We start from the raw sequence: 26,931 nt of genomic DNA on the forward strand, positions 1-26,931 counted from the left end.
TGCTGATAATTAAACAATTAGACATGCGTGTTAAGAAAACACCGGATACAACAAATTATCCGCAAAACATAAAGCTTCGGGATAACAAAGTTTCTCGTTTAAAAATCAAATTAAATAAGTCTCGTCTAGCTTATAGAGTTGCCTTATGACGAGTGGAGGTTTATAATCTTGATAGGAAGTTTCCTGATTCGTGTCCTCGTCAAACAGACTGAGGTATGTAAAAACCAAAGTGGTGATAAACACCTGTTGTTCAAATGAAATTTTATCAACGGACGTATGGAGGGTATCCTGTCCATCCACAACCACCTGTTGATCCTCACAGCAATTTTTTTTGGTGACAGAACAACTTTCCGTACCAAGTTGTTGCATTTCCATTCCACAGCCCTTAGCCTTATGGAACAGAGCAGTTTCTACCAAGGTATCCCCACAATAATGCATGTTTATAGTGAAGGACATTGTAGAAAATAGAACTACAAAGGCCATCAACAAAGACACAGTTTTATGGAATACGCTTTTCATATGTTAAACAAATGTATAAAATTTCGAGAAACCTTATGGTTGTTTAACAGAAGTTTAAAAAGAGTAGACATTTAATTTAATGAGCATTCTGGTTAGAATACCTTTGTATTTTAAGACTTACAGCAACAATTGCAGCACCAGTACGCTCACCACACTATTTGGTACCAACAATACTTTAGACCATTGAACTGGGAGTTTTTGCAAGACAATAAACAGAGGTTAATCAATTCTCTTTAACTATCTTTAAACCAACAATCGCACAATGCTATTTTTCATATAAAACTGACACGTATCACACGCACAATGAACAAGAAAACCATTATTCACATCTTAAGAATCGTAATGCCTACCATTGCCTTGATATGTATCATTACTTTACCACCTTGGATATTGTTAAGAGCCTGGATAGCTCCATTGCCCACAACCGTACAAGAGCAATTGGAAGATGGAATCGATTATGGATTGGATGGAATGATTGTTTATGTAGATCAAGCTGGGAAACCTCCGGTACACTACGCCTCGGGATGGCACAACAGAGAACATGAAATCCCAGCAAATCCGCAAGCCTTGTTTAAAATTGCCAGTATCAGCAAATTATATGTCGCAGCTGCCGTCACAAAATTGGTATCTGAAAAGCGTTTAGCTTTAGATGAAACTCTCGCCTACCATTTCCCTGAACTTACCAACAGAATAGAAAATGCCAACCATATTACTTTACGGTTCATGATACAACACCGTAGCGGCATTCCCAATCTTACCGACAATCCAAATTATCCTTGGGACAAGCCCCCAAAGAGCAGTCGTGAGGCCCTCGAATATGCCTTGGATCAACCTGCAAATTTTGCTCCTAATGAGGACTATGCCTACTCCAACACCAACTACCTATTACTTACTGAAATTATGGACAAGGTTTTAGGCTATAGTCATCAGCAATACATTAAGGAACAAATTTTAACACCTCTTCATTTAACCCACACATTTGGCTCGCTTAACGACGTTGATCCTAATGAGGTCATGAGTGGCTATTATGTTGGATGGGAACCCGACATTAAAATGAACAACCACGGGTCTATGTTGGCGACAGCAGAAGATGTTGGCATATTTTTGCGCGCACTCAATGACGGCTCCCTGTTTACAAATGAGGAGCAAGCCATTTATGCCTCTGTCTATTTTTACGAACATACAGGATTGGTACCTGGCTACCAAAGTATTGCCAAATACCATAAAGATATTGATACCGTAGTCATTCAGTTTGTAAATACCAGCGGTGGTGACATGTGGACCCTTTCAGAAATTCTTTATGACCGTATTGTAAACATATTAGAAACCAAAAAAAACAACGAAACTAAATAGCACTCAACAAGGAATTTGCACATTTTAAGCAAATCTTAAGACAGTCCTAATGAACACTTTAAAAACTCAAAGCATCTTTGTATTATGAGAATACTAGTAGTGGAAGACGAACCTGGCATTGCCTCCTTTTTAAAGCAAGGTTTAGAAGAAGAAGCCTTTGCGGTAGATGTCGCCAATAATGGCAAAGAAGGATTGGATCTAGCACTAACAGGTGAATACGATTTGTTATTGTTGGATTGGATGCTTCCCGGGGTTAGCGGCATTGAAATTTGCAGACAATACCGTAAAGAATCTACAGACACGCCTATCATTCTGCTAACGGCAAAAGACACCCTAGATGAAACCATTTTCGGGCTGCAGTCTGGTGCTAACGACTACATAAAAAAACCTTTTCATTTTGAAGAGCTTTTAGAACGTATCAGGGTGCAACTAAGGCCAAAATCGGGGAGCCATGCCGTATTTACACTTGGCCCTATAAAACTCAACATAGACACCCACCAAGTGTTTAAAAATGAAGAAGAAATCACCCTTACACAAAAGGAATTCGCCCTGTTGGAATTCCTATTGAGAAATAAAGGCAAAGTATGCAGAAGAACCCGCATAATTGAAAGTGTTTGGGACATCCATTTCGACTACAATACCGGAGTTATAGATGTCTACATTAACGCCCTCAGAAAAAAGCTTCTTTTATCCGAAGATGAAAACTACATTCAAACCGTACGAGGGGTTGGCTATATTGCAAAAGAGCTATGAATTTGAATTTCAAAAATAGAATTGCCCTTCATTATATGGTCGCCACCGCGTCCATAATGATTGTAATGTTCAGTACCATTTTCTTTGTGGTAAGGAGTGCTGTATTTAATAATCTCGATAGCGACCTATCCTATGAAGCCGAAAAACATGCCGGTGAAATCAAAACAATTGGAGACAGCATTCATTTTATCAATAAAGCCGAATGGGAAGAACGCGAACATCGTGAATTGCAAGTCAATCCCGTCTTCATTCAATTAATCAATAAAGAAGGGGGCGTGATGGATAAGTCACCCAACCTTAAAGAAGCCAAACTTCCATTTAAAAACATTGAGTTTGGAGGCCATTTCAATACGCAACTCAACGATAGAAGAATTAGACAGGTACAGATACCGGTTGAAAAAAACGGAAAAATCCACGGCTATATCTTGGCCGCCATGTCTTCTGAAGCCGCCTACTCCGTTATCCAACAATTAAGAAACATTTTATTGGTGTCCTTTGTTATTGTCTTAATTGGAATTTACTTTACGTCAAGGTTTTTGGCTGGGAGAAGCATTATTCCCGTCCAGGAAATCACTAAAACCATTACCCATATTTCTAAGGACAACTTGAAGGAACGAGTATCCCTACCCCAAAACCAAGATGAACTCTACATGCTGGCAACAGGTTTCAATGCCCTGCTTGAACGCATTGAAAATGCCTTGGAAAGGGAAAAACAGTTCACATCCGATGCCTCCCACGAACTGAGGACTCCCTTGGCAACCCTTAGAGGAACTTTGGAAGTGCTGATTAGAAAACCTAGAACCCAGGAGGAATATGAAGAAAAAATCAAGTTTAGCCTTAAAGAAATAGAAAGGATTACTTCCACCTTGGAGCAACTGCTTCATATTGCCCGATTGGAGACCTCCACTACCCAACAACGTACGGATGTAGTAGAGCTCATCAGTTTAATTAACGAATCCGTACTTAAATACAAAGCCGATATTACTGCTAAAAACATCCAAATTAATTTGGAAGCAGATACCTCCAACAAATTATTGGTGCCTCAGTATTACAGTAAAATCATCCTTGATAACATTTTAAGCAATGCAGTAAAATATTCTCATCAAGATGCTACGGTAAACATTAAGGCCAACATAACTCAAGAAAGGGTAACCTGTACCATTATCGATCACGGAGTTGGTATTAAAAAAGAAGATTTAAACAAAGCTTTCGACAGTTTTTTCAGATCAGAAGCCCTTAACCACAAACAAATTTCCGGTAATGGATTGGGACTTTCCATAGCCAAAAAATGTGCCGATGCCATTCAGGCTCAACTAAATATTGAAAGTGAGGCTGGCAAAGGGACTTCGGTTACCATTCTTTTCTAAAAAGATCTTCCTAAAACCCCACATCTTCAATCATAAACCTGCAGATTATCAAAATCTTAAGACAATCTTAAGAAAGCCCTCAGACAAGCTTTAGGTTCCTCCTCTACATTTACATTGCAAAAAAATAAAGCACATAAATGTTAGAGAAAATTATTCAATACAGCATTCACCATAAATTAATCATTCTACTGTTTTCTGCGGGAATCATTGGCTTTGGAATCTATTCCCTTACGGAAATCCCTATTGGAGCCGTACCAGACATCACCAATAACCAGGTGCAAATCATTACTACTTCCCGCAACTTGGCCACAGAAGATGTCGAAAAATTCCTGACCTACCCTGTAGAACTGGAAATGGCCAATTTACCGGATGTCAAAGAAATTAGATCCATTTCAAAATTTGGTCTTTCGGTAGTTACGGTAGTGTTTAAAGACAAAATAGGCACCTATCTGCCCAGACAACTTATCGCAGAAAAACTAATGGCTGCTGAAGAAAAAATTCCTGCAGGCTTCGGCAAACCTTTTATGGGCCCCATAACCACCGGTTTGGGAGAAATTTATCAATATGTTATCGATATAGACCCTGCCTATAAAGACCAATATACCCTCACAGACATAAGAACCATCCAAGACTGGGTGGTCAAGCGGCAACTATCGGGTATCCCCGGTGTGGTAGAAGTAAACACTTGGGGCGGTTACCTAAAACAATACGAAGTAGCTATCAACCCCGAAAAATTAAGAAGCTTAAACATTTCTCTATCTCAAACATTTACGGCTCTTGAAAAAAACAACAGTGTTGCTGGTGGCGGCTATATAGAAAAGACCAATCAAACCTACTTTGTGCGTGGGGAAGGGTTGATAGGATCCTTGGAAGATATAGAACATATTGTGATCGAAAACCGCCATGGCACCCCTATTTTCATAAGGGACGTCGCCACTGTAAAATTTGGGCATGCCACCCGATTTGGAGCCATCACGGGAAATGGTGAAGGCGAAAAAGTTTTGGGCCAAGTCATGATGTTAAAAGGTGCCAATTCCAAGGCAGTAATTGAAGCCGTGAAAGACCGTGTGGACCAAATTGCCCACTCCTTGCCTCCAGGAATCCGCATCAATCCCTTTTTGGAAAGAAGTGAACTTATTGGCAAAACCACTTTTACCATTGCTGAAAACCTCATCTTAGGCTGTTTAATTGTCATTTTCGTGGTAGTCCTATTGCTAGGTAATATCCGTTCAGGCTTAGTAGTGACCTCGGTCATCCCTATGTGTTTGCTCTTTGCCTTATCCCTTATGTATATTTTTGAGGTAGATGCCAACTTAATGAGTCTAGGGGCTATCGATTTTGGAATTATCATCGATGGAGCCGTTATTATCGTAGAGTACATTGCCTTTAAAATCACAGCAGAACGCAGCAAGCTTTTAGCGCTTCCTGCTTCCAAAAAGCAAAACTTCATCGATAACATTACCTACTTGGGAGCCAGCAAAATGATGCATTCGGCCGTCTTTGGGCAACTCATCATCATAATTGTATTCATCCCTATTTTATCCTTAGTTGGTGTTGAAGGTAAAATGTTCCGGCCAATGGCTTTGGTATTTTGTTTCGCCCTAATTGGTGCCATGCTGCTCTGCTTCACCTATGTACCAGTAATGGCCTCCTTGTTCATCAAACCAACAGATCCTAATAAATCTACCATTTCTTCCAAATTGGTAAATTTCTTGGAAAATAAATACAAGCCAACCATGGCTTGGGCCCTTAAAAGAAAGCAACTCGTGCTGGGCCTAGCGTTCTCCCTACTAATAGGTGCCGCCCTATTGTTTTCCCAAATGGGAGGCGAATTTGTCCCTACTCTAGATGAAGGTGATTTTGTGATTCAACCGGTTCTAAAAACAGGAACTTCACTGAGTAATACAACCCAAATTACCACACGATTGGAGAAGATTTTAAAAACCTTCCCTGAAGTGGAACAGGTAGTAAGCAGGATTGGTGCTGCCGAAGTACCTACCGACCCAATGTCTATGGAAGAAAGCGATGTCATCATCAAACTCATCCCGAAATCCGATTGGGTCTCTGCCGATTCTAAAGATGAATTGGCCGATAAATTTAAAGAAGCTCTATCGGAAATACCGGGAGTGGACTTTGAATTCACACAACCCATCGAAATGCGCTTTAACGAATTGATTACAGGGGTTCGGGCTGACCTGGCAATTAAAATTTTTGGGGAAGATTTGGATATTCTGTACAGAAAAGCTTTGGAAGTGGAAAAAGCCATCAAACATATTGATGGAGCGGCAGACATTACCGTTGAAAAAGTCGCGGGACTTCCACAAATGTCGGTTACATACGATAGAATGAAAATAGCAAAATACGGCCTCAACGTAGCCGATTTAAATAATATTGTCACTACTGGTTTTGCAGGCACCCCAGCTGGAACCGTTTTTGAAGGCGAAAAACAGTTTGATTTAGTAGTTCGTTTTGATCAAGACCACCATAAAGATATTCAAGATATTGAATCGGCCACTATTTTATTGCCCAATGGGAATCAGTTGCCCCTGAGTGAATTTGCCAGCATCCAATACACCAAGGGACCGGCCAAAATTTCACGTGATAATACCAAACGCCGCATCGTTGTGGGCGTTAATGTAAGAAATAGAGACCTTGAATCGGTTGTAGAGGATGTCCAAAAGGTGATTAATAGTCAAGTGAAACTACCTGTAGGCTATACCATTGAGTACGGTGGGCAGTTTGAAAATTTAAGAACAGCCAGAGAACGTCTTATGATTGCCGTTCCCATTGCCCTGATCCTCATTTTTGTATTGTTATACTTCGCCTTCGATTCGGTAAAAGAAGCCCTTATTATTTATAGTGCCATTCCAATGTCTGCCATTGGAGGGATCATATTACTCTACATCCGTGACCTTCCCTTTAGTATCTCGGCAGGAGTTGGGTTTATTGCCCTCTTTGGAATTGCCGTACTCAACGGAATTGTACTTATTGAAGAGTTCAAGGAACTTAAGGCACATGGTATTACCAAAATCAACGATCGCATCCTTATGGGAACAAAAAACAGATTACGCCCTGTATTGCTTACGGCTTCAGCTGCAGCCTTAGGGTTTCTTCCAATGGCCATTTCCAAATCGGCCGGTGCAGAAGTTCAAAAACCCTTGGCCACCGTGGTTGTTGGGGGCTTAATATCTGCCACGGCTTTAACCCTTATTGTACTGCCTGTACTCTATGCTCTATTCGACAGAAAGGGACACTTTACGAAACCAAAAACCAATACCATTGCCATAATAGCCTTGTGTATTGGGTTATGGCCTCAGGTATCAAACAGTCAAAATACCGAGTTGTCACCACAAGAAGCAGTAAGCATTGCTTTGGAAAATAACAAAGGCCTACAAGCCTCTGCCCTCAAGGTAGACCAAAGCGACCGGTTAATAGGTAGTGCCATTGATATAGGAAAAACCGAAATTTATTACAATAAAGACAATAATAATATTGCTGCCAACAACCTTCCCCTACACGTTTGGGGGATTAGCCAATCCATACAATTTCCTACGGTATACGGGGCTCAACGCAATGTTATGAAAAGTCAATACCAATTGACAGAAGACCAATACAAGATAGATCAATACGTTTTGAGCAAGGAAGTTTTAAAAACCTATTATGAAATTGCCTACTGGCAACATATGAAGCAAAACTTCACGTATCTAGACAGTCTGTACACGGCCTTTGAATATGCAGCTAACAGAAAGTTTGAGTTAGGAGAATCTAACTATTTGGAAAAGCTAACGGCCGAAACCAAAAAGAAAGAAATTGCGCTACAGTTGCAACAAGCCCAAGAGAATATTGTTAAAGCCAACATGGTTTTGGGCCAATGGCTTCAAACCGATACTACCTACACCATACCGTCATCGGCTTTGGTAAAGCTAGAATTAAAACCTATGGACACGCTCAATAATCCCGCATTGCAATATTACAGGGATGCCGCAGAACTCAGCCATTCGCAGCTGCAACTGGAAAAACAAAAATTACTGCCCGATCTGAGTGTTTCAGTTTTTAATGGGACCAACAATGGCCCAGATGCCAAATCTTATTCTGGTTTTCAAGTAGGGGTCGCCATTCCGGTTTGGTTTGGTTCGCAACGCTCTAAAATACGTGCCGCCCATACAGCCAATGACATTTTAAGCGCTCAAAGAGCCAATCAAAAAATACACTTGGCTTCTAAATTCCAATCGCTGCAATCTGACCTTAAAACATTCGAACAAAATCTTAGCTATTATGAGGAATCTGGCAAAGAGCTGTCACAACAAACGGTATTCCATGCTGTTCAAGCCTTTCAAAATGGAGAGATTAACTTTTTACAGTACATCCAGTTACTCGAAAATGCCAAGACTATAGAAACCAATTATCTAACCGCCCTCTTCCAATACAACATCACCGTTTTGGAAGCCAATTATTTGATCCCTTAGAATGAATACCCATAAAAACGCAATCATGAAAACCAAATTCACATACATCCTTTATACAACGGCCTTTTTAGTATTAGCGTCTTGTAATTCCAATAAAAACCAAACTGTAGAGGAAGAGACCGTTCCCGATATTGGAAACGACACCATTCAATTGTCTAAGGTACAATTTGAATCTTCCAATATGGTACTTGGCACTTTGCAATCGCTACCCTTCCAACAATATGTAAAAACCATGGGGATGATTGACGTTCCACCTGAAAATAAAGCCTCCATTAGCAGCTACTTTGAAGGCACGGTAAAGAACCTTAAATTACTTCCTGGCGAATATGTAAAACGCAACCAAACCTTGTTCACCTTGGAAAATCCTGAGTATGTACAAATCCAACAGGAATATCTCGAGGCCAAAGGACAACTTACCTATTTGAAATCTGATTACGAACGTCAAAAAACACTGGCTAAAGAAAAGGTTACCTCCCAAAAAACATTTCTCAAAGCCGAATCAGACTATTTGGTAACCAAAGCTAGGTTTGAGTCTATTGGCAAAAAACTTTTGTTGATGAACATTAATCCAGCAACCCTTTCCTTGGACAATATCCGTACGACCATTGCAATAACCTCTCCTATCGATGGTTATGTCACTAATGTAAATATTAGCACTGGAGCCTATTTAAATCCAACGGAAGTAGCGGCAACTGTGGTCAATACCGAGCATTTGCACCTAGAGCTCAATGTTTTTGAAAAAGACCTTCAAAAAATACAAATAGGTCAGCCTATCCTGTTCAAAATTCAAAATGACAACGAAGCCATTTATAATGCCAAAGTACATATCATCAATAAAGCTGTAGACCCAGAAAAACGCACTATTGGTATTCACGGTCACCTCTCTGAAGAGGCCGAAAAAATAGGTCTTGCCCCAGGCATGTATGCAGAAGCCAGTATTGTAACCAATTCGGTTTCCAAACAAGCCCTACCCTCTGAAGCCATTGTAGAAATGGATGGTAAAAATATGGTCTTGGTGCTTCAGGAAAAAACAGATTCAGGTTTTAGCTTCCTTCAGAAAGAGGTGCTTTTGGGTGATACGCACGACAACCAAACTGAAATTTTAAATGTTCAGGATTTTAATGGCAATACGCAATTTTTAGTGAGAGGCGCTTTTAATTTAATTACAGAATAATTATGAACTCGGCACAGTTACACTTGGCCTTGACCCACTTACCTTTAGTAGGCATACTTTTGGGAATAATGGTATTGCTAACTGGCATGATCCTTAAAAAAAACACCCTAAAAATTACAGCATATGCCATGTTCGCTTTTAGTGCTTTGGCTTGTGCTGCCGCATATTTTACAGGTGAAGGTGCCAAAATCGTCGTAGACAATACGTCCCAGGTTAGCGAAACCCTCATCCATAGACATGAGGAATATGCCGAAGTTTTTCTGGTCGCCACACTACTATTAGGATTACTCTCCTTATTAGCTTGCCCTGTAACTGTAAAATTCCCACAATATGCTAAAATAATCTTAGTATGTATCTTGCTACTAGCCATTATAAACGGCATTTTGGCCGCCTATGTTGGAAGTAGCGGCCATGCTATAAGACATTCGGAAATTAGAACCCACACCAAAGTAATTCCCTTAGAAATGGATAACTACCAATAAACTAAACATTGTCAAAATTCACATAAAAAGTAAAAACCATAGTAACCTATCTTCCATTTCATAATAAGTTTTAGCCACATGCCCCCTCTAAAAACCCTGATATTTATTCTTGCAACGCTACACATTAAGGCACAGACGCAAACACAAACTTCAGACAGTCTACAAAACAGTAAAAACTTAAAATTTAAATATGAGTCATTAATCATTCCTACAGCCTTAATTAGCTATGGCGTGATTGGTCTGGAAAGCCGTTCTATAAAACAACTCAATAGCACTACCAAAAACGAATTGACCGAACATATAGACTCTAAACTCACTATTGACGATTTTTCCCAATATGCGCCCTTTCTATCTGTTTATGGACTTAATGCCGCTGGGATAAAAGGTAAAAACAACTTCAAGGACCGTACAGTTATTTTGGCCACGGCTTATCTAATTATGGGTGGTACAGTAAACATTTTAAAAAACACGGGGAATGTAGTAAGGCCCGATGGTTCTTCCAAAAATTCTTTCCCCTCCGGACATACCGCAACCGCCTTTATGGGTGCCGAATTCTTATACCAGGAATATAAAGATGTGTCTCCGTGGTACGGAATTTCAGGTTACTTGGTTGCCTCCGGAACTGGAATTTTTAGAATGTACAACGATCGGCATTGGCTTACCGATGTAGCCGCCGGTGCCGGCATTGGCATATTGAGTACCAAAATTGCCTATTGGATTCACCCTCTGATCAAAAAAACCTTTCTAAAGGATAGCGAACAGGTCAGTGGCATTTTAATGCCGTTTTACAATGGGAAGGACTACGGACTTGCCTTTTCCATGACATTCTAAAAACATATTACATTGAAGTAAGCTATTTATTTATCCATAGTCATTTCAACGAACACCTATTCTATTATAAAAGAAAGCGCCTAATTAGGCGCTTTCTTTTATATCGCATATATAAACATGACTGTTTTGCTTTTCCAAAGCAATTGATTTCCTTGTTTTGGATATTGCAATAACAATCTGTCTTTTTTTAAACTTCTTCCAGTAACAGTCCTAGATGGTGATTCTCTCTTCAGTCATGGACCTATTGGCTTTAAACATACCATCTACTTTTGTTATAAAAGTCTCCTTGCTTTAATGGCGCCCTCCGCCATAAAAATCGACACCTACATGGGGAGACACATGAGGTCCATTAGGACCGAATCGCATATCAACCCCCACATTGGTATGGGCAGAGCCACAAGCCACTAAAAGAAAAAATAAAAAAACAACGAGTACGGAAAGGATTCTTTTTATGTTCATTTTAAGATGATTTAAATTTATTTATTCCAAATTTGAATGGCAAAAGGTGCCCCATTGGGATCTTGGATGATGGCTACAGAACCATTTCTAATGTTGTTCTGAGGTTCAAGCATTATTTTGGCTCCTAGGGAAGCTGCCTTTGTAGAAATGCTCTCTACATCAGACACTTTAATATAGGGCAACCAGGCCGATCGCATATTGGCAACCGGGTTTTTCATAACACCACACAATTTCTCATCTCCCGATTTTAACATAAAATAAGGTACCTTTTCTTCATTGTTTTCCACAGCTGCGTAAGGAGCTACACCCTTATAATAGTCCAGAGAACCTGACACATCGTTGGTCCAAAGTTCGTTCCATAGCCAGGAGTTATTGTAAGCTTGAAAATTAGGATCGCCACTTTCCGAGTGGACATAAGCAACGTAGGCGCCCTGTGGATCTTGAACAAGAGCTGAACGCCCTCTCCCCTTGAAATTGGAAGGCTTAAACAAGGTTTTCCCTCCTTTTGCAGTATTATAAGCAACCGCCTTATCCACATCGGCAACAGAAACAGAACTCAGCCATTCCCCAGAAGGATGGGTTGTTACATTTAAAGGAATAATCCCTCCAATAGCATGGCCACCACTAAATATAACATGGTAGGCCATATCATCCGTACCCAAAGACTTGTAGGTCCAGCCAAAAAGATCTGAATAGAAACTCATGGCCTGTTTCGGGTTAGGTGTGATCAAATCATGCCAAACAATCTGACCGTGATTGTATTGAATTGAATCAGTTGAGGACAAAGTAGGGTACTCCGTCTGATCGCATGAAAAAGTAAACAATAAAAAGAACAAGGCAATTAACTTGGGGACCAAATTTCGACTAATTTCCATATTTACAGAGTTTTACAATGAATATTTACACATATAAAGATAAGGATTTTGTTACAACAATTAAACGCGAATAAGATTAAAAGATTGATGGTGCCAAATTCAATGGAAAAGACAATTTTGCCTAGTAAAAAACTACGGGGTTACTATTCTGTAGAATTGAAACTATACATTGGAAATAAAACTATTAAGAACCCCTCAACAAAAAATATTTCGCAATGTTCGTATATTAGCGAATAAAACCACTCACAAGCATGCCGAACATACCTAAAAAGGAATACTTCTCAGCAGAACAAGAACTCACGGCAAGATTTGCCAAGGCATTGGCACACCCCGTAAGGATTGCCATTTTGGAATTGTTACATTCCCAAGCCTGCTGCTACCACGGTGATATGGCCGAAGAGCTTCCTATTGCCAAATCTACCCTTTCACAGCATTTAAAGGAGCTCAAAGGGGCTGGACTTATTCAAGGCGACATTACACCACCTTCTACCAAGTACTGCATACACAAAGAAAATTTTGCACTAGCCAAGTCCCTTCTCAACAAAGTCTTTGCCTAAACTTTTCCGAAAAATCTGTTCGTATTATTACGAATTATCGAACATTGTTCGTATCTTTACGAATAGAACCATTTTTAATAACAAAATGACCCATATAAAAGTCTTAGGTCCTGGTTGTGCCAAATGCAAAACCACCTATAACAATGTTCTGGAAGCCCTTAAACAAACCAATAGGGAAGCCCAGGTAGAAAAAATTGAAGACATTGAAGAGATGATGAAATACAATGTCATGACAACGCCAGTGCTAATAATTGACGATGAAATAAAAGTTAAAGGAAGAGTGCCGCTATCCAGTGAGATAGTTGACATTTTAAAAAATTAATTCCCTTTTCCAGAGTAAGAAGGGACACTAGATCTTTGTATGAATAGCGAAGATACAATACATTGCCCATGTTCCATTGGATACAACAGTTAGCGGACTGGCTCATTTATGCCGTTTTTGGCTTGACACCTGAAACGCATTTGGCAAAGGCTCTCAACTTCTTTGTCTACGACACCTTAAAGATTTTGATACTGTTGTTCCTAATGGTATTCTTAATGGGAGTTATTAATGCCTATTTCCCTGTAGAACGGCTAAAAAACTACCTTACCCAAAATAAACTCTTTGGCCTAGAATATATGTTTGCGTCCTTTTTTGGGGCCATTACACCATTTTGCTCCTGCTCTTCGGTGCCTTTGTTTATAGGATTTGTACAAGGAGGAATCCCATTAAGCGTTACCTTAGCCTTTCTCATCACATCCCCATTGGTAAATGAAGTGGCTGTAGCCATGTTTCTTGGCATGTTTGGTCTAAAAACCACCCTCATTTATGTAACATCTGGAATTCTATTGGGCACCATTGGCGGTTGGATTTTAGGAAAATTTCATTTAGAGCCTTTGCTCACAGATTGGGTAAAAAAACTAGTCGCCCAGAACCAACAACACATCCCATACCAAGAAGAAAAAACAAGCTTTAAGCAACGTTTGCCAAACATAACCAGAGGTGCTTGGCAGATTGTTAAAAGTGTAATGGTCTATGTTATATTGGGCATTGCCATTGGAGCCGCCATGCACGGCTACGTACCTGAAAACTTTTTCGAACACCATTTAGGTGGGGCTCAATGGTGGACAGTACCATTGGCCGTCCTACTCGCCGTACCCATGTATGCCAATGCAGCAGGTATTGTTCCGGTCATTCAAGTATTTGTGGCCAAAGGCATTCCCCTAGGCACTGCAATTGCCTTTATGATGGCTACCGTGGGCCTCTCCATTCCAGAGGCTACCTTACTCAAAAAAGTAATGAGTACAAAACTTATTGCTATCTATTTTGGCACGGTAACGCTGTTCATTATTGTATCTGGATTTTTGTTTAATGTCTTGCTATAAATATTTTTCCTGTTCATTTATATGGATTTCACTTGAACAATTCCAAACAATATAGCCACTGTTACAAATCCAATTATTTGTCGTCTTATAATCATGGAAACAAATAAGATGGCATTTTCAACAGAACAATTCTTATAATCCGGGAAAGATATTGAATATTCCAAAAAATGACTACATCTTATGTCAATTTGGCCTCTCGAAAAAAGTGTTTTTTACCAAGAAAAGTGCGGTTAGGCATTTTGCAATCGATTTAAAGGAAATAAAGAGAACAAATCACTTCAAGAAGCATCATTTTCTTATATTTAATCATGTCTTTTATTAAAACTTTTACCAACATTACTAAACCAACCTTTATATGAAACCTCAGTTTAACGAGCATCAAAAATTCACCCAATGGTGGCTTTGGCTTATTTTAATCCCCATAGGTGCCCTGCCCTTAGTGGGCATTTACAAACAAATTATACTTAATGAACCTTTTGGAGACAAACCCATATCTAACCTTGGTCTTATAGGGTTTGCTTGTTTCACATTCGCTTTACTTACTCTCTTTTTTGTCATGAAATTGACAACCAAAATCAACAAAGACGGTATTGAAATGCGTTTCTTTCCTTTTGTAAAGAAGACTACCAAATGGAGCGATATTAAAACAGCCGAGCTAATCAATTACGGATTTGTAGGTGGCTGGGGCATTAGGCTTTGGACTAAATACGGAACCGTCTACAATATGAAAGGCAACAAAGGCTTGGCAATTGAGCTATTAAATGGCAAAAAATTCCTTATTGGCACACAAAAGGAAACGGAATTAAAGGAAGTTCTAAAAAAACTTAAATTAAGTTTAATATCTCATAAACAGGAAAGCTCATTGTAAAAAACAACCGCCTTCCTGTTCTCTATAATATAATTACTTACAATTACCATCTGTATCGCAAGAAGCGCTATCATTAGCAATTACATGTATTTCATTTTGATGCTTCTCCCAACTTTCTTTAAGTGCACGTGTAAATACGTCTGCTGGTTGCGCTCCAGAAACACCATATTTGCCATCTATAACAAAAAACGGCACTGATGAAATCCCCAGGTTTCTAGCCTCCATTTCATCTTGTCTCACATCATATTTAAAATCATCAGATGCCAGCATTTGGTTAACCTGATTGACGTCCAAACCTAAAGATTTTGAAATGTCACTAAGTACATTGGTATCGTCTATATTTTTACCTTCACAAAGATGCGCTTTAAGCAAAGCTTCTTTGGTTTCGTTGGCAAGCCCTTGTTGTTTTGCTAAATGCAACAATCTATGGGCATTTAATGAATTAGCAGGAATGGATTGCTCTAAATTAAAATCAAGACCTGTGTTAGCCGCCATTGCCGTTACCTGATCAAACATTTGTTGGGCACGGTCTCTGTCTATGCCTTTGCTTTCAACAAAATGACTTAGCGCATCTGTGTGTGCTGCGGTTTGTAGTTTAGGATCCAACTCAAAGCTTTTCCATTCAATAGTGATACTGTCTTTATGAGGGAAACTATTTAAAGCCGTTTCAAAATGTTTTTTTCCAATATAGCAAAACGGGCAACGTATATCGGACCAAATTTTTATTTGCATATTTTTTTATTTCAAACGTTGGACGTAGGTTCTTTTTAAAACTTTCAGTAAAAACTGATAATTTTCCTTTCAGTTTTAGAATATAAAATTCAATTACAAGCTGGGCAAAACTAACATTTGTCGAAAAAACATAAAAACATCTCTTTCTGAAAGCAATAAATAACATAGAAATTAGGGCAATTTATGTAGGTTGTATTGAATTAAAACACATCTATCCTTACTAGTAATTATAATTTCGGAGCAAATTCTTCAGGTAATTATGAACTGAAATTCAAATCAAGTTATATGGTTAATTTGAGTATGGATTAAAACTTTAAAACAACATACAACACGTGTCTCTATAAACATAAATCAAAAAGTAAATTTCCTTTAACTATCTTTACCCTTTCCTAGAAACAAAATTAGCATTAACATTAGACCTTAAAAACAACCAAAAACCAAAATGGTCTTTTTAGCATGGAAACAAAAGCACCTTCAACAATTTCTTATCCGTTTCTAGTACCAGCAGAATGGTACTCGTTTCTGGAAAACCAACATCTAGGGGCATTTCAGCAGGAGACCTTTGAACTATACCCAACAATTGGGAAGGGGTATTTGCAATACCTAGAGTTCCAAAAAGGATTTTGGGCCCAGCAAATGAACTTTAGGCTTCAAAACGCATTGCCCTTAATCCAGACTCCCAGTAAAATAAACGACCTATTTATCATCAATTTTTACCTTACCAGCACATCTATTCATCAAAAAACCAACAAAAACCGGTTTGAATTTAATTTCGACAACATAAGTGTGATGCTAAGTTCGTCCGCTGCTGTTTTTCATTACAACATTCCAGCCAAGGAAGACGTGAAAATATTTCAGATAGGATTTACTAGAGAATGGCTACTTACCAACGCCTTTGAAGAGGTCTCTTCCGATCTTAAAAACATATTTATGGGCAACGACCCCATCTATATGGCGGAAAATCTAGATTACCAGTTCAAATATTTGGTGGAAGAAATGGATCTGCGCAATGCCAATCGCTTGTTTTTGTTTTCTGGAGCACTGCAACTGCTCAATACCTTCTTTACGAAACTGGAAAACAGGCAGCTAAACACAAAAGACCTTTCCAATATTCATCATACCGACCTCGAGAGCTTATTGCAGATACGCACCTTTATGGATGAAGATCCTTTAAAAGCCATTAGCTTGGATGCCCTTGCACAACAATCTGGTATGAGCCTTTCTAAATTTAAGCGTTATTTTAAGCAGGTTTTTGGTGTGACTCCATATCAATACCACCTGCAAAATAAACTGGCTGTAGCCTTCAATCGATTAGGTCAGAATTACAGTGTTTCAGAAGTCGCATTTCTATTGGGCTACAATAACCTTAGTCATTTTTCAAAAGCATTTAAAAAACAATATGGATTTTTACCCAGTGAAGTACAAAAGGAAGTCTCTTGACAAAAAAGGGCTCAAACAATTACTTCCTCATCGAGCCTTTTAAAATGCCCTTTTTGTTATCAACAATTATGTATTGGGATTGAATGCCTTCGCCAAAATTACGGTATTGTCTTTCGTCGAGTTGATTCTAAACGGACGAACCGATTGATATTCCTCGCTATTAAAACACTCCATTGCTATTTCCTGTGAAGGAAACTTAATGATGGAATGCATCATTTTCCTGTTACCTTCTATAACTACTGCTTCGGTATCAGACACCAGCAACTCACCGCCATATTGCTGTAATATTTCCCATACTGCTGGCGGATAGTTTTGAAACGTTTCAAAATCAACAATATCGTAACTGATTATAAAATAGGCTTCCATCTTATCTACTTCTGTTTATTGCTATGTGTTAATGTATTCTTTAATTATGCCTCGTTCAACAAAGCTTTACTGGTTATAATGCCCAGCTCATTGGCTGCTTTAGGACCATCTCCCGTTATCAGTTTTCTATCAACAATTACCTTTCCATTCATGGTTTTATTAACAACTTTAATGCCTAAACGGTTCAACCTTTCTCCAAAAAACCAAGGCATAGCTCCCGGTAGATACCCCGTAGCTGGCAGCAGTTTATCCATACCATCGGGACAAGCCGAAATGTTATACCCTTCATAAGGTGAAGGCTCACCAGTTGCCAAGAACGCCGAAGGCCCGTGGCAAATACTAATCATGTATTTGTTGTGTGCTGCCGTCCAATTAACCAACTTTGCAACAGCACTGCTAAAGGGCAAATCACCAACAGCGCCATGTCCTCCAGGAAAATAAACAGCTACATAAGGACTACTGTCATCCAATTGGCGAACCAATTCCCAAAGATTTAATGGGGTTTCTAGTCTTGTTTTATAGCTCTCATATAGCTCCATCACCGCCAGATCATCTGTAGGCATGGCCCAATGCTCCAAGGCCAATTCGCCTCCTGTTGGTGTTGCAATATCGATGGCAAAGCCCGCCGATTCCCAATGTAGCATAGGTATGAATAATTCAAAAGGATGGTTGCCTGTGTGGAACAATTTACCATTGGCCATTTTCAACAATTCTGTTTCAGTTCCAACAATTAAAATTTTCTTTGACGCATCTTGATTCCTTTTTTCAAAATTATAGGGAGCATAATCCGTCTTTGTATCTACCGCCAGTTTCAATGCCAAATTAGAAGGCGAATAGACATTGGGACTCTCTTCATAAGGTGCTACCCCAAATATTTGCTTAATGCAGCTCATGTAACTTCTTTTAATCGTTTTGTAGTATTCCTATCAATAAGCAGCAATGATAACACCATTAAACCATCAATAGTTACCCCAAGAAGACCAAGGACTAACGGTAAAGGGTTTATAAAACCATAAACATCATCAAATGCAACCTGCTCTAATAAGGTTGTATTCATGACATGGCAAGGAATGGGAATATTGAAAATCAGTCGAATCGAACAAAAAAACACTTAAAATATCGCGGTTTTACTACAGGTATAAAAAATTGCTCTAAAAACACGACTAATTAAGAGTTGTAGAACTCGTTCTATAAATACAGAACAAAAACACTATCTTTAACTAAGCATGACAACTACCCTTATCATCTCCTAAACAGCACCCTACCAAAGCAAAATACTTGAAAACAGATACAAACCATGAAAAAACTGCAATACAAGATCGATATTAAGGCATCAGCCGAAAAGGTCTATAATACCATGCTTGGTATGAACAATAAAGAGACCTACCAGCAATGGACAGCCGAATTTAATCCAACCTCAACCTATGAAGGCAGCTGGGAAAAGGGATCTAAAATCTATTTTATCGGGACGGATACCAATGGAAAAAAAGCTGGTATGGTATCTGAAATTGTGAATAACATTCCGTTCCAGATGGTTTCCATTCGCCATTATGGAATATTGGATGGTGACAATGAAATTACCGAAGGCCCAGAGATTGATCAATGGGCAGGCAGCATGGAAAATTATGCATTCCAAGAGCATGATGGCATAACAACTGTTACCGCCGAATGTGATATGGCTGAGGACTACATAGATTATTTTAACACTACTTGGCCGAAGGCCTTACAAAAACTCAAGGAACTTTCGGAAAGTTAAAATAATAACACAACAACAAAACATGACAAACTATATAGATGCCTTCGTCTTTCCAATTCCTCGAGTTTATTTGAATGACTATAAAAAGGTAGCGGAAAAAGTAGCTGACATTTGGAAAGAATATGGGGCCATTGCCTACTTCGAATTTATTGGAGACGAGTTACATTTAGAAGGCACCAAATCCTTTATTGAAACCGTAAATGCGAAAAAAGACGAGATAGTTATCTTTGGATGGACTGTATTCCCGTCAAAAGAAATACGTGATTTGGCCAACCAAAAAGTGCCAACCGACCCAAGAATAAAAGAATTGGTAGAACCCTTGACTAATCCTGAAAAATTGATTTTTGATGCCAGCAGAATGGTCTATGGAGGATTTAAACCATTTGTGGAATCAAAATAGTTCCGTTTAAAATATAAGAAACAATAGATACGCTGTAATAATTAAAAATGCTGCTATGTATCATAACATTCTTTTTTCAAGCTCTTCCCACTCCTCCAAGTAAAAGCAAACTCGCAGCAGAAAAATCACTAGCAAATACTAAAGTTGGTTCCATTTACCTATCTTTAATACAACCAACACTTCATCATGAATCTAGCCATCAAGCTTATAATCAATAAAAAATTTAACCGTTTCCAACCAACCACCAACCCATGATAAAATTCTTTAGGAAAACACGCTACAATCTGATGCTGCAAAATAACACCACTAAATACTTGAAATACGCCATAGGAGAAATCATTCTTGTGGTCATTGGAATTTTAATTGCCCTAAGTATTAACAACTGGAACCAAAACAGGATTGAACGCAAAAAAGAAAAACAGATTATCAAAGAACTCGTTGTAGACCTAGAGGATCAATCAAAAGTCCTGGCAACCTATATAGAAGTAGAATCGAGCTTTTATCAAAATGGCAGGGATCTTTTAAAATACTTTTCGGCAAATCAAACATTTTATGGTGCCGACAGTATTTATGGCAAACTGAATTCTTTGGCGTCAAGGCAAACCTTTAACCCTATAAATACCACCTTTCAGGAACTCATCGCAACTGGAACCATTGGAATCTTAAAAGATGAGACCACCAAAAGAAAAATCATACAATATTACAACGAGCTAAAAAGAATTTCCTTGGTAATTGGGAATAACAACATTCATATTGTAGATGCTATTTACCAACAGGAACTGTTGAAACAAACCACTTTTATTTTGGATGAAGACGATAGCGATTTAAAAACAATAAACGATGCTATTTTTAATGAAAAATCATTGGGCCGTATACGTCAAATATCGAAGAATGAACTGTCAACAGACAGCAATATGTTACACCTCTTCAATTTGTTGGAACAACGAACCATTGTTGCCATGTCGCATATGGAACTATACAAAACAGTCCAGAAAAATACAGAGCAATTACTTTCAGACATAAAAACACCAATGGACTAGCAAAGGAATAATAACATGAAGGCCTGCTTAAACATTTTTAAAAGTTAATGATCCTAATCGATAAACCAGCTCCCATTTCTTAGAGTAGGATTAGGGTTAAAACCGAATTTGATTTTTCTGCAATAAAAAGAAACAGGCTAAAAAAAAACAGACACCATTGAAGACATCCAACCAACAAGCAACCTAATTACCTGAAAGGTGAATTTAATTAACTATCTTTTAGCACAGCTAGGGCACATCCACCACTTACTTCTCATAAAATAAAAAACAACAGATGAACAGCGCAACAAATAATAACGAAAAGTACCTGTATCAGGCTATAAAAATAGTAAAGCATCATCCAGACACCTCAAAATTACCTTCTTTAAAAAGAATGTGTTTTTTCTTTTTTACAATAATAGTACTGGTCAATTGTTCAAATCAAAAAAGCACAAAGACAGCTACGCTTACCAAATCTCCAGAAGAAATTGGTAGATTGGTAATTGAAGACCTTCTCTCAAGAGATCAATTCTATCTCTATAAAGTGGAGGATGTAGAAGCTCTTCATTATGCGGAGGCTTGCACTGCTTATGGCGCCATCAAATTGGCAACGTCCTTACATGACAAAAACACCCTTCAAAAACTTCAAGAAAGGTACCATCGGATTGAAAGTGAAAATATACCTAATACAGCCAATCATGTGGATGCCAATGTGTATGGCATTTTACCCCTTCAGCTCTACCTCTACAACAATGAGAAGAAATATCTAGACCAAGGTATAGAGTTAGCAGATGGACAATGGGGCACTCCCTTACCCAATGGCATGAGTTCGCAAACTAGGTTTTGGATAGATGACATTTACATGATAGGAAGCCTACAGGTGCAGGCATATAGAGCTAGTGGAGAAATAAAATACCTCAATCGCGCCGCCCTGCAAATCGATGCCTATATTAAAAATTTACAGCAGCCTAATGGTCTGTTCTTTCATGGAGAAGAGGCTCCTTTTTACTGGGGACGCGGTAATGGTTGGGTGGCTGCCGGACTTGCAGAATTGTTGTCGGAACTACCACAAAGCAATCCTCATTATAATGCTATCCTAAAGGGGTATCAAAAAATGATGAAGACACTCCTCGAAAGTCAGGGAGCTGATGGTATGTGGCACCAGTTAATTGACCAACCGGCAACCTCATTTGCCGAAACGTCCTCTACTGCTATGTTCGGATTTGCCATGGCCATGGGCGTCAAGAATAAATTATTGCCAAAAAATCCATATCAAGATTCCTATATTAAAGCATGGAATACCCTAACACAATACATTGATAACGAAGGGAAAGTTAGCGAGGTGTGTGTTGGAACAGGACAAAGTAAAGATGTAAATTATTACCTAAACCGTCCAAAAGTTGTTGGAGACCTGCATGGACAAGCGCCTATTCTTTGGTTTGCAAATGCCTTATTGAAGTAGTTCTTTAGGCCCAAAATTATTGATAGAATATCAGTTGCACTCCACAACATGGAGTAAACCGACATACTTTAGGCTCGAATATAAACTGTGCCTTTTGAACAAACAACAATCCCTAATATACCCAACACAAGGTAGGGTATATTTTTACATCATGACCTACATGTAACCGCCAACAATAAATCAATGTATTTTCTTACATATTATAAAAAAACAACTAACTTTAGCCTGAATAAAAACCAACACAACATATAAAGAGGAATAGACATAATACTATTAACCCCTTTATTAGAACCAATTCAAACCCCAAAGATTAAATGAAAAAATTGAAGTTGCTAATTGTCCTTTTAATAGGACTAACAATCTATTCTTGTTCTTCAGACAACGGTACTATCGAAAATTCCAACAACGAAAAAGTTCTTACACAAATAATATATCAAAGTAACCCATATCAATTCACTCAGAACATAGAATATGATAATAATGGAAATGTTATTAAGATTGTAGACAGCAATGGACTTGTTTTAAGTTCAAACACATATAATTCATCCAACCAATTAACTAAACATGAATTTCATGAATATCAAAATGGAGCGCTATACTTCAAGGAAATTGATAATTTGTTATACAACGGTGATGGCAAAATTTCCAATATTGAGCACATCAGCCATTTTTACGATTCTGATGAAAATATTGAAAGTCAAAGCACTGTAAATAATAGCATAAGTTATTCAAACAACACTATGACTAAAGTTTCTGATGATGCATGGAACACCACAGTTGAATACGGTTTGAACAATGAATTAATTACGTCAATAAAAGTATACAAAAATGATGTCTTGAAAAGTGATATGATATTTAACTACGATGCCGACGGAAATTGTATTTCTGGTAGTGGCCCAATAGATGAAGGCTCTTTAGACACTACAACAGATGATATCAACTTAAATGTTACGTATGGCACTGAAGAAAAAAGTCAATTCTTCAACATGTTCTTCGATTATGAAATTTTGACTTATACAAGTTTCCATAATCTGAGGCAAGTTCTTGTAAATAAACAGGGAAACAGATACCCGGAAATAATTCAATGGTACCAGTTTAGTGACTATATCCATACAGAAACGAATGAAAACTTGTTTGATAACGATGGGTATATTACCTCTAGAATTCTAAGCGAATTTCCGGATTACCCAAATTACGGAACTATGAACTTTATCTGGGAATAAAAAAACAGGTGCTAACCACGTGTATAAATTATTGTTTCCCAATGTTCACGCAACCTAACCATATACAAACCGTAAGTATTTATTAATAACAAACCAAAAAAACCAATTTATTTTATGAAAAAAACATTAGTATTCAAATTATTAATCATTTTAGTCACATTAGTATCATGTGAGAGTGGAAGTGATGATTCTACGGACTCTTCAAATTTAACTATAGAAACAACAGAATTAAACTCTAATTCAGCAACTATTTCTTGGAATGCAATAACTGGCAGCAGTGAAGTGTTATATAATGTTTATTTAAATGAATCGTTAGTAGCCGAACTTATTCCGGAGCTAAGTTATTCCTTCATCAGTCTATCGGAAAACACAAATTATAACGGAACTGTTGAAGCTGTTGAGGGCTCAGTTATACTGGCATCTTCTAATGTTACATTCACTACTTCTGAAAACAATGCTAGTGAATTTTCCCCTTCAGATTTTGATGCATCTGTAAAGCATTTGGGACATATTTCAACAACTATTCAATGGACTAGCTCTTCAACTCCAGACAATTCTCCTATTACGTATAGCGTTTTTCTTGAAAACGACTTAATTGCATCTGATTTAACGGATTTAGAATTATATATACCAAATTTAGAAGCAAATACTACTTATAGTGGTTATGTAAGAGCTTATAATGGTGCTTTATTTACAGACTCTAGCTTCAGTTTCACAACGGTGCCTTCTAATTTGTTTGATGGAAGAGTGTACTTAAGAACACAACAAGAAGTTGATGATTTTGTGGCTAACCATTATACCGAAATAACAGATTGGTTAATTATCGGAAGGGATGATGAGGTATCAGATATCACCGATCTAGGTGGTTTACAAACTTTGGTTGCAGTAACGGGTTCTCTAATTGTTTCGTATAATTTCGACTTAGAAACTACACATGGATTACAAAACATCTCCAATGATCTAAATGCAATTGCCATAGTAGATAATCCATTGCTACACGATTTAAGTGGTTTTTCAGGTATAAATAAACTCCTAGGGTATATAAATATTGTTGATAATCCTGAAATAACAACGCTGGATGCTTTTTCAAATATGTCAAATGGCGTTATCCATGTCAATGTTGAACTTACAAACAATGACAAATTAGTAGACATAGATGGACTAAGTCAATTAGACCTTTTTTCTGTTTATATTAGAGACCATGAAATACTAAGTAATATAGATTTAATTAATAGTTCGGATAGTAACTCGCTAGGCCAATTATACATAGCGAATAATGCGAGTTTAAATGATTTTTCACCATTAAGCAATATTACGCTAATCAAAGGAGACCTGACTATTGCGTTTAGTAATCTAACCAACTTAGATGATCTTAGTAATTTAAATAGAACTTATGGAGATGTAAACATATTTTACAACAGTGAACTTACTGATTTTTGTGGTTTGCAAAATATTGTTCAAGCCGATAATATAGATGGAGAATATGATGTTCACGATAACGCCTATAACCCAACATTTCAAAATATAATTGATGGAAATTGCTCTAATTAAGAGGATCTAAAATAAAGAAATGCAGATAATGGTTATGAGTAATTACTAGTTTAAGGCATCTACAGAAATACTTACACCCCGACAACAATTGGGGTTCAGTTGGGTATTTTGGCCAAGGTAACTTTTACAAAATCAACTACTCATAGCCATTGTTGGCATTCATTTCATATCAAACTCTGCTTAAGGAACAAGGAATTTTATAAAACTAATTTGGGATACATGAAAAATAGAATTCAAACCAAATGGAAAGTTCTAACTTTAATTAGTTTAGTCTGTTTCATGATTCCTTTTTCAATTTTTAGTTTATGGCTTTACACTTTCAATTTAATGCCTACACAAGCCGAAAGAGTTTCTATTTTTAATACTTACTTTCCGGATTTTCTTCATGGAAGATGGGATACAACAATTATTAGTATGCTCTTCAGTATTTCAGCCGTGATTTTGAGTAGTATTAATCTAAAACACTTAGATAAAATATGGAAATTAGTTAACATACTTATTCTAATATTAAGCAGTCTGTTGTTATTTGTAAATCTATTACCCATGATGTAACATTTACTTATCACATTCATATAACACTGATAAACAAACAATTAAACCTTACCAATTAAGAAAATCTAAAGAATAAATCCCTGACCGAATTCTCTCAAACACTGAATAAGCTCAAAAAGTGGATTCTTAAGTATTAAAACTCTACACACCCCCTAAAAAGCAACATGGTGCATAATTCACCGCTCCTACCCCCTACTAAAAACCCTCGCACACTTTCTCTCAACTACAACATAAATAGCTAGTTGAACTCAATTTCGAATCCGATAACCAAATCTATTTTGTAATTTTAGGTAATACTAACCAATGAAAACACAACATGAAGATGATCAACAAAAACCATTACCTGTATTTAGGATGCATTTTATTAGTGTTTTTAACAATTGCCTGTAAAACTGACAAAAAACAAAACACATTAACAGAAACTGAACCCCAAGAGAACCATATTATCGAAGTGGTTACTAGAGGTATGGATTTTCAAACAGCAGACACCTTAAAATCTGGATGGAATACCTTTGCTTACAAAAATCTATCGGATGAAGTTCATTTTTTCCTAATGGATAAATTGCCGTCCGATTCTATCGCAGAAAGTGATATCAAGGAGGATTTATTACCTCCATTTGATGATGGCATGAAGTTTCTAATGGAAGGAAAATCGGATAGCGCAATGGCCGCCTTTGGAAAAATCCCCGCATGGTTCAACGATGTAAAGCGTTATGGTGGTACAGGATTAATATCTCCTGGTAAAACAGCCATATCCAGCATCCATTTAAAACCTGGAAAATATATGATGGAATGCTATGTGAAGGCTGCTAATGGTGAATGGCATACATCACATGGAATGTGGAAGTTTATTACGGTCCTTGATGAAACTACACATTTTTCTCCAGATGAGGCCAATCACACCATCAGTGTATCAAGTACCAATGGCTATGTTTTTGAGGCCCAACCTAAATTAGGCATCAATAAGTTTAAAGTAGAATTTATTGACCAAGTTCCTCATGAGCATTTATCTGGCCACGATGTCAATGTCATTAAATATGACGCTTCCGCAAATATTGATTCTTTGGTCCACTGGATGAATTGGATGAACCCAACGGGGTTAAGAACGCCAACACCTAAAGGCTTTACTTTTTTAGGCGGAATGAATAATTGTGAAGCAGGAAAAACAGGTTATTTTGAAGTTGTCTTAGAACCTGGCAATTATCTTTTAATTTCTGAAACGCCAAAGCCTGATGAAAAAGGCATGCTCAAAACGTTCGTTATAGAAGGTAATTAAAAAATGCCCCATAACAACCGCTGTCTCCATAGACATCCAACCTCTCCATCACTTTGAATCCTGCCGACGCAGGAAACATTGTATC

The 26,931-nt window shown here is 37.8% G+C and carries 26 protein-coding genes; 19 read left to right on the forward strand and 7 right to left on the reverse strand.

The window, feature by feature from the left end; genetic code table 11:
- Positions 1-105: 105 nt before the first annotated feature.
- Positions 106-519: a hypothetical protein gene (locus RBH95_RS11455; RefSeq protein ID WP_307899725.1), complete on the reverse strand. Its 414-nt coding sequence runs from the start codon at positions 517-519 to the stop codon at positions 106-108.
- Between the two features lie 303 nt (positions 520-822).
- Between RBH95_RS11455 and RBH95_RS11460 the strand changes: the two genes are divergently transcribed.
- From RBH95_RS11460 to RBH95_RS11490, 7 genes are all read left to right on the forward strand, one after another.
- Positions 823-1,872, forward strand: a complete 1,050-nt coding sequence (locus RBH95_RS11460) for a serine hydrolase (protein WP_307899726.1) — start codon at positions 823-825, stop codon at positions 1,870-1,872.
- A gap of 84 nt (positions 1,873-1,956) precedes the next feature.
- Positions 1,957-2,625 (forward strand): response regulator transcription factor, encoded by a 669-nt coding sequence (locus RBH95_RS11465; protein WP_307899727.1) that lies wholly within the window; start codon positions 1,957-1,959, stop codon positions 2,623-2,625.
- Positions 2,622-3,992: a cell wall metabolism sensor histidine kinase WalK gene (locus tag RBH95_RS11470; protein ID WP_307899728.1), complete on the forward strand. Its 1,371-nt coding sequence runs from the start codon at positions 2,622-2,624 to the stop codon at positions 3,990-3,992. Before RBH95_RS11465 ends, RBH95_RS11470 begins: the two co-directional genes overlap by 4 nt.
- Positions 3,993-4,129: 137 nt before the next feature.
- Positions 4,130-8,458, forward strand: coding sequence for a CusA/CzcA family heavy metal efflux RND transporter (locus RBH95_RS11475; RefSeq protein WP_307899729.1), 4,329 nt, complete (start codon positions 4,130-4,132; stop codon positions 8,456-8,458).
- A 25-nt stretch (positions 8,459-8,483) separates the two neighbouring features.
- The gene (locus RBH95_RS11480) at positions 8,484-9,632 is read left to right on the forward strand and encodes an efflux RND transporter periplasmic adaptor subunit (protein WP_307899730.1); all 1,149 of its coding nucleotides are present in this window, start codon (positions 8,484-8,486) and stop codon (positions 9,630-9,632) included.
- A gap of 2 nt (positions 9,633-9,634) precedes the next feature.
- Positions 9,635-10,114 carry a hypothetical protein gene (locus RBH95_RS11485; RefSeq protein ID WP_307899731.1) on the forward strand — a complete coding sequence of 160 codons (480 nt, stop codon included), beginning with the start codon at positions 9,635-9,637 and terminating at the stop codon, positions 10,112-10,114.
- Between the two features lie 78 nt (positions 10,115-10,192).
- The gene (locus RBH95_RS11490; protein WP_307899732.1) at positions 10,193-10,945 is read left to right on the forward strand and encodes a phosphatase PAP2 family protein; all 753 of its coding nucleotides are present in this window, start codon (positions 10,193-10,195) and stop codon (positions 10,943-10,945) included.
- 291 nt (positions 10,946-11,236) lie between these two features.
- On the opposite strand, the gene RBH95_RS11495 is transcribed toward RBH95_RS11490, so the two are convergent.
- Complete coding sequence (locus tag RBH95_RS11495; protein ID WP_307899733.1) at positions 11,237-11,404, reverse strand: hypothetical protein; 168 nt, start codon at positions 11,402-11,404, stop codon at positions 11,237-11,239.
- Between the two features lie 17 nt (positions 11,405-11,421).
- The gene (locus RBH95_RS11500; protein WP_307899734.1) at positions 11,422-12,279 is read right to left on the reverse strand and encodes a VOC family protein; all 858 of its coding nucleotides are present in this window, start codon (positions 12,277-12,279) and stop codon (positions 11,422-11,424) included.
- A 251-nt stretch (positions 12,280-12,530) separates the two neighbouring features.
- On the opposite strand from RBH95_RS11500, the gene RBH95_RS11505 reads away from it, so the two are divergent.
- The 4 genes from RBH95_RS11505 (at position 12,531) to RBH95_RS11520 (ending at position 15,069) form a co-directional block, all read left to right on the forward strand.
- Positions 12,531-12,836 carry a helix-turn-helix transcriptional regulator gene (locus tag RBH95_RS11505; protein WP_307899735.1) on the forward strand — a complete coding sequence of 102 codons (306 nt, stop codon included), beginning with the start codon at positions 12,531-12,533 and terminating at the stop codon, positions 12,834-12,836.
- Between the two features lie 85 nt (positions 12,837-12,921).
- Entirely contained in the window at positions 12,922-13,158 is a 237-nt protein-coding gene (locus RBH95_RS11510; protein WP_307899736.1) for a thioredoxin family protein, read from the forward strand.
- 68 nt (positions 13,159-13,226) lie between these two features.
- The gene (locus RBH95_RS11515) at positions 13,227-14,201 is read left to right on the forward strand and encodes a permease (RefSeq protein WP_307899737.1); all 975 of its coding nucleotides are present in this window, start codon (positions 13,227-13,229) and stop codon (positions 14,199-14,201) included.
- A gap of 355 nt (positions 14,202-14,556) precedes the next feature.
- Complete coding sequence (locus RBH95_RS11520) at positions 14,557-15,069, forward strand: hypothetical protein (protein ID WP_307899738.1); 513 nt, start codon at positions 14,557-14,559, stop codon at positions 15,067-15,069.
- A gap of 33 nt (positions 15,070-15,102) precedes the next feature.
- Here the strand turns inward: RBH95_RS11520 and RBH95_RS11525 are convergent, their stop codons facing one another.
- A complete protein-coding gene (locus RBH95_RS11525) occupies positions 15,103-15,801 on the reverse strand; it encodes a DsbA family protein (RefSeq protein WP_307899739.1) in 699 nt (232 codons plus the stop codon).
- A gap of 456 nt (positions 15,802-16,257) precedes the next feature.
- Between RBH95_RS11525 and RBH95_RS11530 the strand changes: the two genes are divergently transcribed.
- Positions 16,258-17,241, forward strand: a complete 984-nt coding sequence (locus tag RBH95_RS11530) for an AraC family transcriptional regulator (RefSeq protein WP_307899740.1) — start codon at positions 16,258-16,260, stop codon at positions 17,239-17,241.
- A gap of 66 nt (positions 17,242-17,307) precedes the next feature.
- Here the strand turns inward: RBH95_RS11530 and RBH95_RS11535 are convergent, their stop codons facing one another.
- From RBH95_RS11535 to RBH95_RS11545, 3 genes are read right to left on the reverse strand one after another with little or no spacing between them, the layout of a single operon-like run.
- Entirely contained in the window at positions 17,308-17,607 is a 300-nt protein-coding gene (locus RBH95_RS11535) for a DUF1330 domain-containing protein (RefSeq protein WP_307899741.1), read from the reverse strand.
- 44 nt (positions 17,608-17,651) lie between these two features.
- Positions 17,652-18,500 (reverse strand): DJ-1/PfpI family protein, encoded by an 849-nt coding sequence (locus RBH95_RS11540; RefSeq protein WP_307899742.1) that lies wholly within the window; start codon positions 18,498-18,500, stop codon positions 17,652-17,654.
- Entirely contained in the window at positions 18,497-18,664 is a 168-nt protein-coding gene (locus tag RBH95_RS11545) for a hypothetical protein (RefSeq protein ID WP_307899743.1), read from the reverse strand. Before RBH95_RS11545 ends, RBH95_RS11540 begins: the two co-directional genes overlap by 4 nt.
- 240 nt (positions 18,665-18,904) lie before the next feature.
- On the opposite strand from RBH95_RS11545, the gene RBH95_RS11550 reads away from it, so the two are divergent.
- From RBH95_RS11550 to RBH95_RS11580, 7 genes are all read left to right on the forward strand, one after another.
- A complete protein-coding gene (locus RBH95_RS11550; protein ID WP_307899744.1) occupies positions 18,905-19,363 on the forward strand; it encodes an SRPBCC domain-containing protein in 459 nt (152 codons plus the stop codon).
- A gap of 22 nt (positions 19,364-19,385) precedes the next feature.
- On the forward strand, positions 19,386-19,763 hold the full coding sequence (locus RBH95_RS11555) for a DUF1428 domain-containing protein (RefSeq protein ID WP_307899745.1): 378 nt from the start codon (positions 19,386-19,388) through the stop codon (positions 19,761-19,763).
- 251 nt (positions 19,764-20,014) lie between these two features.
- Positions 20,015-20,803, forward strand: a complete 789-nt coding sequence (locus RBH95_RS11560) for a DUF6090 family protein (protein ID WP_307899746.1) — start codon at positions 20,015-20,017, stop codon at positions 20,801-20,803.
- Between the two features lie 274 nt (positions 20,804-21,077).
- The gene (locus RBH95_RS11565) at positions 21,078-22,244 is read left to right on the forward strand and encodes a glycoside hydrolase family 105 protein (protein ID WP_307899747.1); all 1,167 of its coding nucleotides are present in this window, start codon (positions 21,078-21,080) and stop codon (positions 22,242-22,244) included.
- Between the two features lie 314 nt (positions 22,245-22,558).
- Complete coding sequence (locus tag RBH95_RS11570; protein ID WP_307899748.1) at positions 22,559-23,467, forward strand: hypothetical protein; 909 nt, start codon at positions 22,559-22,561, stop codon at positions 23,465-23,467.
- Between the two features lie 114 nt (positions 23,468-23,581).
- A complete protein-coding gene (locus RBH95_RS11575) occupies positions 23,582-25,018 on the forward strand; it encodes a hypothetical protein (RefSeq protein WP_307899749.1) in 1,437 nt (478 codons plus the stop codon).
- Between the two features lie 868 nt (positions 25,019-25,886).
- The gene (locus RBH95_RS11580; protein WP_307899750.1) at positions 25,887-26,846 is read left to right on the forward strand and encodes a hypothetical protein; all 960 of its coding nucleotides are present in this window, start codon (positions 25,887-25,889) and stop codon (positions 26,844-26,846) included.
- Positions 26,847-26,931 lie beyond the last annotated feature (85 nt).

This window comes from Mangrovimonas sp. YM274 (genome assembly GCF_030908385.1).
Taxonomy (GTDB): Bacteria; Bacteroidota; Bacteroidia; order Flavobacteriales; family Flavobacteriaceae; genus Mangrovimonas_A.

Bases quoted from the DNA above. Each gene is read 5' to 3' on its own strand.
- RBH95_RS11550 (WP_307899744.1), top strand. From the start codon at position 18,905: ATGAAAAAACTGCAATACAAGATCGATATTAAGGCATCAGCCGAAAAG.
- RBH95_RS11570 (WP_307899748.1), top strand. From the start codon at position 22,559: ATGAAAAAATTGAAGTTGCTAATTGTCCTTTTAATAGGACTAACAATC.
- RBH95_RS11480 (WP_307899730.1), top strand. From the start codon at position 8,484: ATGAAAACCAAATTCACATACATCCTTTATACAACGGCCTTTTTAGTA.
- RBH95_RS11455 (WP_307899725.1), bottom strand. From the start codon at position 519: ATGAAAAGCGTATTCCATAAAACTGTGTCTTTGTTGATGGCCTTTGTA.
- RBH95_RS11505 (WP_307899735.1), top strand. From the start codon at position 12,531: ATGCCGAACATACCTAAAAAGGAATACTTCTCAGCAGAACAAGAACTC.
- RBH95_RS11495 (WP_307899733.1), bottom strand. From the start codon at position 11,404: ATGAACATAAAAAGAATCCTTTCCGTACTCGTTGTTTTTTTATTTTTT.
- RBH95_RS11510 (WP_307899736.1), top strand. From the start codon at position 12,922: ATGACCCATATAAAAGTCTTAGGTCCTGGTTGTGCCAAATGCAAAACC.
- RBH95_RS11515 (WP_307899737.1), top strand. From the start codon at position 13,227: ATGTTCCATTGGATACAACAGTTAGCGGACTGGCTCATTTATGCCGTT.
- RBH95_RS11540 (WP_307899742.1), bottom strand. From the start codon at position 18,500: ATGAGCTGCATTAAGCAAATATTTGGGGTAGCACCTTATGAAGAGAGT.
- RBH95_RS11470 (WP_307899728.1), top strand. From the start codon at position 2,622: ATGAATTTGAATTTCAAAAATAGAATTGCCCTTCATTATATGGTCGCC.
- RBH95_RS11580 (WP_307899750.1), top strand. From the start codon at position 25,887: ATGAAGATGATCAACAAAAACCATTACCTGTATTTAGGATGCATTTTA.
- RBH95_RS11485 (WP_307899731.1), top strand. From the start codon at position 9,635: ATGAACTCGGCACAGTTACACTTGGCCTTGACCCACTTACCTTTAGTA.
- RBH95_RS11475 (WP_307899729.1), top strand. From the start codon at position 4,130: ATGTTAGAGAAAATTATTCAATACAGCATTCACCATAAATTAATCATT.
- RBH95_RS11525 (WP_307899739.1), bottom strand. From the start codon at position 15,801: ATGCAAATAAAAATTTGGTCCGATATACGTTGCCCGTTTTGCTATATT.
- RBH95_RS11490 (WP_307899732.1), top strand. From the start codon at position 10,193: ATGCCCCCTCTAAAAACCCTGATATTTATTCTTGCAACGCTACACATT.
- RBH95_RS11535 (WP_307899741.1), bottom strand. From the start codon at position 17,607: ATGGAAGCCTATTTTATAATCAGTTACGATATTGTTGATTTTGAAACG.
- RBH95_RS11460 (WP_307899726.1), top strand. From the start codon at position 823: ATGAACAAGAAAACCATTATTCACATCTTAAGAATCGTAATGCCTACC.
- RBH95_RS11465 (WP_307899727.1), top strand. From the start codon at position 1,957: ATGAGAATACTAGTAGTGGAAGACGAACCTGGCATTGCCTCCTTTTTA.
- RBH95_RS11560 (WP_307899746.1), top strand. From the start codon at position 20,015: ATGATAAAATTCTTTAGGAAAACACGCTACAATCTGATGCTGCAAAAT.
- RBH95_RS11500 (WP_307899734.1), bottom strand. From the start codon at position 12,279: ATGGAAATTAGTCGAAATTTGGTCCCCAAGTTAATTGCCTTGTTCTTT.
- RBH95_RS11545 (WP_307899743.1), bottom strand. From the start codon at position 18,664: ATGAATACAACCTTATTAGAGCAGGTTGCATTTGATGATGTTTATGGT.
- RBH95_RS11530 (WP_307899740.1), top strand. From the start codon at position 16,258: ATGGAAACAAAAGCACCTTCAACAATTTCTTATCCGTTTCTAGTACCA.
- RBH95_RS11520 (WP_307899738.1), top strand. From the start codon at position 14,557: ATGAAACCTCAGTTTAACGAGCATCAAAAATTCACCCAATGGTGGCTT.
- RBH95_RS11565 (WP_307899747.1), top strand. From the start codon at position 21,078: ATGAACAGCGCAACAAATAATAACGAAAAGTACCTGTATCAGGCTATA.
- RBH95_RS11555 (WP_307899745.1), top strand. From the start codon at position 19,386: ATGACAAACTATATAGATGCCTTCGTCTTTCCAATTCCTCGAGTTTAT.
- RBH95_RS11575 (WP_307899749.1), top strand. From the start codon at position 23,582: ATGAAAAAAACATTAGTATTCAAATTATTAATCATTTTAGTCACATTA.